At 71.0% G+C, this 7,059-nt stretch carries 5 protein-coding genes; 4 read left to right on the top strand and 1 reads right to left on the bottom strand.

What is annotated here, in order from left to right:
• The coding region (locus AIIKEEIJ_RS11060; protein ID WP_161995648.1) for an NAD-glutamate dehydrogenase domain-containing protein at positions 1 to 2,287 on the bottom strand (2,287 nt) is incomplete at its 3' end.
• A gap of 177 nt (positions 2,288 to 2,464) precedes the next feature.
• On the opposite strand from AIIKEEIJ_RS11060, the gene gabT reads away from it, so the two are divergent.
• From gabT to AIIKEEIJ_RS11040, 4 genes are all read left to right on the top strand, one after another.
• A complete protein-coding gene (gabT, locus tag AIIKEEIJ_RS11055) occupies positions 2,465 to 3,823 on the top strand; it encodes a 4-aminobutyrate--2-oxoglutarate transaminase (RefSeq protein WP_161995647.1) in 1,359 nt (452 codons plus the stop codon).
• Positions 3,824 to 3,857: 34 nt separating this feature from the next.
• Positions 3,858 to 5,051, top strand: coding sequence for an acyl-CoA dehydrogenase family protein (locus AIIKEEIJ_RS11050; RefSeq protein WP_161995646.1), 1,194 nt, complete (start codon positions 3,858 to 3,860; stop codon positions 5,049 to 5,051).
• 32 nt (positions 5,052 to 5,083) lie between these two features.
• Positions 5,084 to 6,550, top strand: coding sequence for an aldehyde dehydrogenase family protein (locus AIIKEEIJ_RS11045; protein WP_043801001.1), 1,467 nt, complete (start codon positions 5,084 to 5,086; stop codon positions 6,548 to 6,550).
• Positions 6,547 to 7,059, top strand: a 513-nt coding sequence (locus AIIKEEIJ_RS11040; RefSeq protein WP_202916885.1) for a CoA transferase, incomplete at its 3' end; no start/stop codon positions are given. The genes AIIKEEIJ_RS11045 and AIIKEEIJ_RS11040, both read left to right, overlap by 4 nt.

The raw sequence follows: 7,059 nt of genomic DNA, 5'->3' as shown, positions 1-7,059 counted from the left end.
GGTCGTCGGGCACATCCGACTCGAGCAGGTCCCGGCACACGACGTTCTTCGACCGCGCGAGCAGCACCGCGATCTCCGGCCTGGTCAGCCCGCGGCCGGCCCCGGCCCGCGCGGCCAGCTCCTGCACCGTGGGCAGTACCTCGGTGCTGCGGCGGATCCCGTCACCGGTCTCGAGGTGGCTGATGAGCCGCTCGTGCCGGCCGAGGAGCCGGGCCGCGCGCGAGACGGCGAGCCCGAGCGCCACCGACTGGTCCCGGCTCGTGCGCAACACCGTGCGGGCCACCTCGTCACGGGCGTCGCCGAGCAGGCGGTTGCGTTCCTCGAGTGTCAGACGTCCGCTGCGCCGGGCGGATTCGAGGGCGATCTTCAGGTTCACCTCGGCGTCGGAGGTGGCGACGCCGGCCGCGTTGTCGATGAAGTCCGCGTTGATGCGGCCACCCGCCGCCGAGAACTCGATGCGTGCCCGCTGCGTGAAACCGAGGTTGCCGCCCTCGCCGACGACGCGGCAGCGGAGCTGGGAGGCATCGACGCGGACGTCGTCGTTACCCGGATCGGCTGCATCCGTGTGACTTTCGGAGGTGGCCTTGACGTAGGTGCCGACGCCGCCGTTCCAGAGCAGGTCCACCGGTGCGGTCAGCAGCGCCTTGATCAATTCGCTCGGGGTGGTGGTGGGGTGCGGCAGACCGAGCAGGCGCCGTGCGGGTTCCGGGACGGTGACGGACTTCGCGGAGCGAGGCCACACCCCTCCGCCGGGCGAGAGGACGTCGCGGTCGACATCGTCCCAGCTCGATCCGGGACGCTCGAACAGCCGGCGGCGCTCCGCGTAGGCGCGGGCCGGGTCCGGGTCCGGGTCGAGGAAGATGTGGCGGTGGTCGAACGCGCCGACGAGGCGCAGGTGCGGGGAGAGCAGCATCCCGTTGCCGAAGACGTCGCCGGACATGTCTCCGATCCCCACCGCCGTCACCTCGGTGGTGTCCACGTCGACACCGAGGTCGGCGAAGTGCTCGCGAACCGCGACCCACGCGCCGCGCGCGGTGATGCCCATGGCCTTGTGGTCGTATCCGCTGGATCCTCCGGAGGCGAAGGCGTCGCCGAGCCAGTAGTCGTACTCCGCTGCGATGGAGTTCGCCAGGTCGGAGAACGCGGCGGTGCCCTTGTCCGCGGCCACCACCAGATATCCGTCGTCCCCACCGTGGACGACCGTACGGTCCGGGTGCACGATCTTCCCGTCGACGATATTGTCGACGAGATCGAGCATTCCCCGGATGAACGTCGAATAGGCCTGGGCCGGAGAGATATCCGGGTTTCGCCGCACGAACGCGCCCTTGGCGCCGACGGGGACGATGGGAGCGTTCTTCACCACCTGGGTCTTCATCAGGCCGAGTACCTCGGTGCGGTAGTCCTCCGGGCGGTCCGAGAATCGCACACCGCCGCGGGCGACGGTGCCGCTCCGCACGTGGATGCCCTCCATGTCGTCCGAGTGGACGAAGATCTCGCGGTGGGGGACGACGGGCCCTGGATCGGCGAGACGTCCGGAATCGAGCATGAATGCGCCGTGCGATTTCGGTGCGCCGTGTTCGTCGCGCTGGTACCAGTTGGTGCGCACGGTGGCGGTGACGAACGACTCCAGGCTGCGCAGGATGCGGTCCTCGTCGAGGCTTTCCGCCGCGCCGCGCCGCGCGGCGAGCGCCCGCTCCGCCCGCTCGGCGGCGACGTCCCGGTCGCGCCGGTCCGGGTCGAAGCGCGCGGCGAAGCAGGCGACGAGGGCCTCGACGAATCCTGGATGCCGGCAGAGGGTATCGACGATGTACCGCTCCGACATGATCAGACCGGCCTGGCGGGCGAAGCGGCCGGCGGCCCGGACCAGGGCGATGTCCCGCACGTCCACATCGGCGACGACGGCGAGGCGGGCGTACCGGTCGACGACGGTGCGGCCCTGCGCATGGGCGTCGACGACCGCCGCTACCCGGCAAGGCGAACCCGGCCCCCACTCCGGGGGCGTGACGAACGCGAACCGATGCACCCGGCGATCCTCGCCGTCCCCCGTCAGGTGTTCGTGATCGTCGATCCGCAGCCCGAAGTGTTCGAAGGTGTGGACGGAGTCGGACAGCGACGGATCGCGGCCCGGCCACCTCATGACGGCGTCGGCGACGCCGTCGCGGGCAGCGCGCTCGACGAACAGGAGGGCCGGATGCTCCCCGCGTGACCCGGCGAGGTGCCGCGCGGCCCCGGCGACGTCGGTGGGCAGCGGTTCGTGTCGATGCGTGGTGGCGGTATCGGTGGTCATCGGCGTGTCCTTTCGATCACCCGGTGTGGGCCGTGGTGTGCCGCCAGTCTGCGGGCGACCCCTGGAGACGGACATGTACTCGATGTCCATGTATGCGGCGGAACTTGTACTTCCGGTCCATGAGTGACCGGCGTTCTCGCCCCTACAGTTCGAGGAAACCGACGGAGGGAGAAGGACATGACCGCAGTGGAACTCGTACGGGGCGGGCCCGGACTCGAGCAGGCACGCCGCATCGTGACGGAAATCCCGGGCCCCCGGTCCCGCGAGCTGGCGCAGCGCCGTGCCGCCGCGCTGCCGGCGGGCCTGGCCAGTGGCGCCGAGATCTACGCGGCGGCGGGCGGCGGGGGTGTGCTCGTCGACGTGGACGGGAACTCCTTCATCGACCTCGGTTCCGGCATCGCCGTCACCACCGTCGGCAACTCCGCGCCGCGCGTCGTCGAACGCGCCACCGCGCAGCTGCAGCAGTTCACCCACACCTGCTTCCTCGCCACGCCGTACGAGCCGTACATCGAGGTTGCCGAGGTGCTCAACCGGCTGACCCCCGGAACCCACGCCAAGCGCACGGCACTGTTCAACACCGGCAGCGAGGCCGTCGAGAACGCCGTGAAGTACGCCCGCGCGGCGACCGGTCGTTCCGCCGTGGTCACGTTCGACCACGCCTTCCACGGCCGGACGCTGATGACGATGACCATGACGGCGAAGAACCAGCCCTACAAGCACTCCTTCGGTCCGTTCGCCCCGGAGGTCTACCGCGCGCCGATGGCCTACCCCTACCGGTGGCCGAGCGGGCCCGACCGCGCCGCGGACGAGGCGTTCGAGCAGTTCCGGCTGCTCGTCGACGCCCAGATCGGCGCGGACCAGGTGGCGTGCGTCGTCGTCGAACCCATTCAGGGCGAAGGCGGGTTCATCGTCCCCGCCGACGGATTCCTCCGCCGCGTCGCCGATTTCTGCCGGGACCGCGGCATCCTCGTCGTCGCCGACGAGGTGCAGACCGGCATCGCCCGCACCGGAGCATGGTTCGCCTGCGAGCACGAAGGCCTGGTGCCGGATCTGATCGTCACGGCGAAGGGACTCGCCGGCGGGCTTCCGCTCGCGGCCGTCACCGGCCGGGCCGAGATCATGGATCGCGCCCACCCGGGCGGCATCGGCGGCACCTACAGTGGCAACCCCGCGGCGTGCGCGGCGGCCCTCGGGGTGTTCGAGACGATCGAAGCGGAGCATCTGCTCGACCGGGCTCAGGAAATCGGCGCGCTGATGCTGCGGGAACTGCGCGACATCGGCACCCACCACCCCGTCGTCGGCGACGTCCGCGGACGCGGCGCCATGATCGCCGTCGAACTCGTCGAGCCCGGTACGACCACTCCCAACCGCGAGGCCGTCGCGGAGATCGTCCGGTACTGCCAGGCCCACGGGGTCCTCACCCTGACCGCCGGCACGTTCGGGAACGTGCTCCGTTTCCTGGCGCCGCTGTCGATCTCCGACGAGCTGCTCACCGAGGCGTTCTCGGTGCTGCGCGACGCGTTCGCCGCCCTCTGACCACCACCGCTCCCTACTCCGCGAGGACCAGCACATGACCACCACCGCACCCGCCCGCACGACCGGTCCGCTGCGACCGCTCGAACTCCTCGGCGCCGACACACTGCTCGATGCCGACGAACGCGACATCGCCGCCACCGTCCGCCGCTTCGTCGAGACCCGGCTCGTCCCCGAGGTCGGCGACTGGTTCGAATCCGCGACGCTGCCCAAGGAAGTGGCGAAGGAGTTCGGCGCCCTCGGCGTCCTCGGCATGCACCTGGACGGGTACGGCTGCGCCGGCACCAACGCCGTCAGCTACGGCCTGGCCTGCCTGGAACTCGAGGCCGGCGACAGCGGATTCCGCAGCTTCGTCTCGGTGCAGGGTTCGCTGTCGATGTTCTCCATCCACCGCTACGGATCCGACGAACAGAAGCAGGAATGGCTGCCCCGCCTGGCCTCCGGAGACGCCATCGGGTGCTTCGGCCTGACGGAACCCGACTTCGGGTCCAACCCTGCGGGAATGCGCACCCGCGCCCGCCGGGACGGTTCGGACTGGATCCTCACCGGCACCAAGATGTGGATCACCAACGGCAATCTCGCGGACGTCGCCACGGTGTGGGCCCAGACCGACGAGGGTGTCCGCGGGTTCCTGGTTCCCACCGACACACCCGGCTTCACCGCCAACAGGATTCACCGCAAGCTGTCGCTGCGGGCTTCGGTGACCTCCGAGCTGGTCCTCGACAACGTGCGCCTGCCGGGCTCGGCCGAGCTTCCCCTCGCCCGCGGCCTCGGGGCTCCCCTGTCGTGCCTCAACGAGGCCCGTTTCGGCATCGTGTTCGGCGCGCTCGGCGCGGCCCGGAACAGCCTCGAGACCGCGTTGGACTACGCCGCCTCCCGGGAGGTCTTCGACCGCCCGCTCGCCGCCTACCAGCTCACCCAGGAGAAGCTGGCCGACATGACGCTCGAGCTCGGCAAGGGCTTCCTGCTCGCACTGCACCTCGGCCGCCTCAAGGACGAGTCCGGTGTCACCCCCGAGCAGATCAGCCTCGGCAAACTCAACAACGTGCGCGAGGCATTGGCCATCGCCCGCGAATGCCGGACCATTCTCGGCGCCAGCGGCATCACCCTCGAGTACTCGCCGCTGCGGCACGCCAACAACCTCGAGTCGGTGCTGACCTACGAGGGCACCAGCGAGATGCACCTGCTCTCGATCGGCCGCGCCCTGACCGGTCACGCCGCATTCCGCTGACCCGCACCGTCGAAGCGTCGAAGGGACACACGATGACGACACCCGTTCTGCTGCAGCACTACATCGACGGCGAGTGGTTCGACGGCGGGGCCGAGGCCCTGGCGAGCATCAGCCCCGCCGAGCCGGACGTCACCGTGGCCCGCGGTCGTGCGGCCACGGGCGACGACGTCGACCGGGCCGTGGCCGCCGCGCGCGCCGCGGCCCGGCCATGGGCGAGAACCCCGGCGCACGAGCGCGGTGCCGTCCTCGCCCGGGCGGCTGCCGTCGTCGAATCGTCCGCGTCGCAGTGGGGCGCGGAACTTGCCCGGGAGGAGGGCAAGACGCGCGGCGAGGGCGTCGCCGAGGTGCTCCGCGCGGCCCAGATCCTGCGCTTCTACGGCGGCGAGGGCGACCGGGAGGCCGGCGAGATGTTCGCCTCCCCCCGCCGCGGTGAGCAGATCCTGGTCGCGCGCAAGCCCGTCGGCGTGGTCGGGGTCATCACCCCCTTCAACTTCCCCATCGCCATCCCCGCCTGGAAGATCGCCCCGGCACTGACCTACGGCAACACCGTGGTCTGGAAGCCGGCGGGCACCGTGCCGCTGCTGGCCATGCGGCTGATGCAGGCCCTCGCCGACGCCGGCCTGCCGCCGGGGGTGCTCAACCTCGTCATCGGTGGCCGGGCGGTCGGCGCCGGCATTGCCGACCATCCGGGTGTCGACGCGCTGACCTTCACCGGTTCCACGGCGGTGGGCCGGAGCCTCGCGGCGGCGGGAGCCGCCCGGGGGGTGCCGGTGCAGGCGGAGATGGGCGGCAAGAACGCGGCGGTGGTGCTCGGCGACGCGGACCTCGATCTCGCCGCCGAACAGGTGCTGCTCGGCGCGTTCCGGTCGTCGGGGCAGAAGTGCACGGCGACCTCCCGGCTCATCGTCACCGACGACGTCGCCGACGAGTTCGTCGGTGAACTCGTCGCCCGGATCGGGAAGTGGACCGTCGGCAATCCCTTGGACGAGGACGTCCACATGGGTCCGGTGGTCGACGCCGCGGCGCGGGCGTCGATCCGGGCGGGGGTCGACGAGGCGGTACGCCAGGGTGCCCGCGTGTTGTGCGGGGGCCGGCCCTACGAGGACGGTGAACTGGCGGCCGGGTTCTACGTACCGCCCACCGTGCTCGAGCTGCCCGGCACCCGGCTCGACGTGTGGCGCGAGGAACTGTTCGGGCCCGTACTGGCCGTGTGCCGGGCGGCCGACGCCGAGACGGCGTTCGCGCTCGCCGACGACAGCGAGTACGGCTTGTCGGCGGCGGTGTTCACCCAGGACCTCACCCGCGCCCTCGGGGCACTCGACGACCTGGACGTGGGCATCCTGCACATCAACTCCGAATCCGCCGGCGCCGACCCGCACGTCCCGTTCGGCGGCGCGAAGAAGAGCGGGTACGGCCCGAAGGAACAGGGCCGGGCCGCACGGGAGTTCTTCACCCACACCACGACCGTCTACCTTCGCGGCGGGAGGCCGATCGCATGAGCAGGGGCGCACTCGACGGCATCGTCGTCGCCGACTTCACCCGGGTCCTCGCCGGCCCCTACGCCACGATGATGCTCGCGGACATGGGTGCCGAGGTCGTCAAGATCGAACGTCCCGGCACCGGCGACGACACCCGCGCGTGGGGACCGCCCTACGACGACGAGGGCTCGGCTACGTACTTCAACTCGGTGAACCGCAACAAGACCTCCGTGGTCCTGGACCTCGCGTCGGAGGACGGCCGCGCCGAGGCCCGTCGGCTCGTGGCGCGCGCGGACATCGTGGTCGAGAACTTCCGGGCGGGCACCATGGAGCGGCTCGGCCTGGGCTACGACGAGCTGCTCGACGTGAACCCGGGGCTGATCTACTGCTCCGTCACCGGGTTCGGGAGCGGGGACGGAGCGGCACTGCCGGGCTACGACCTGCTCGTGCAGGCCGTCGGTGGGCTCATGAGCATCACCGGACCCGAGGCCGGTACGCCGACGAAGGTGGGTGTCGCGGTCGTCGACGTG

Origin of the sequence: Rhodococcus sp. YH1 (genome assembly GCF_009939605.1) — a bacterium.
GTDB lineage: Bacteria > Actinomycetota > Actinomycetes > Mycobacteriales > Mycobacteriaceae > Rhodococcus > Rhodococcus aetherivorans.
This window is presented reverse-complemented; position numbering and strand designations above follow the sequence as displayed.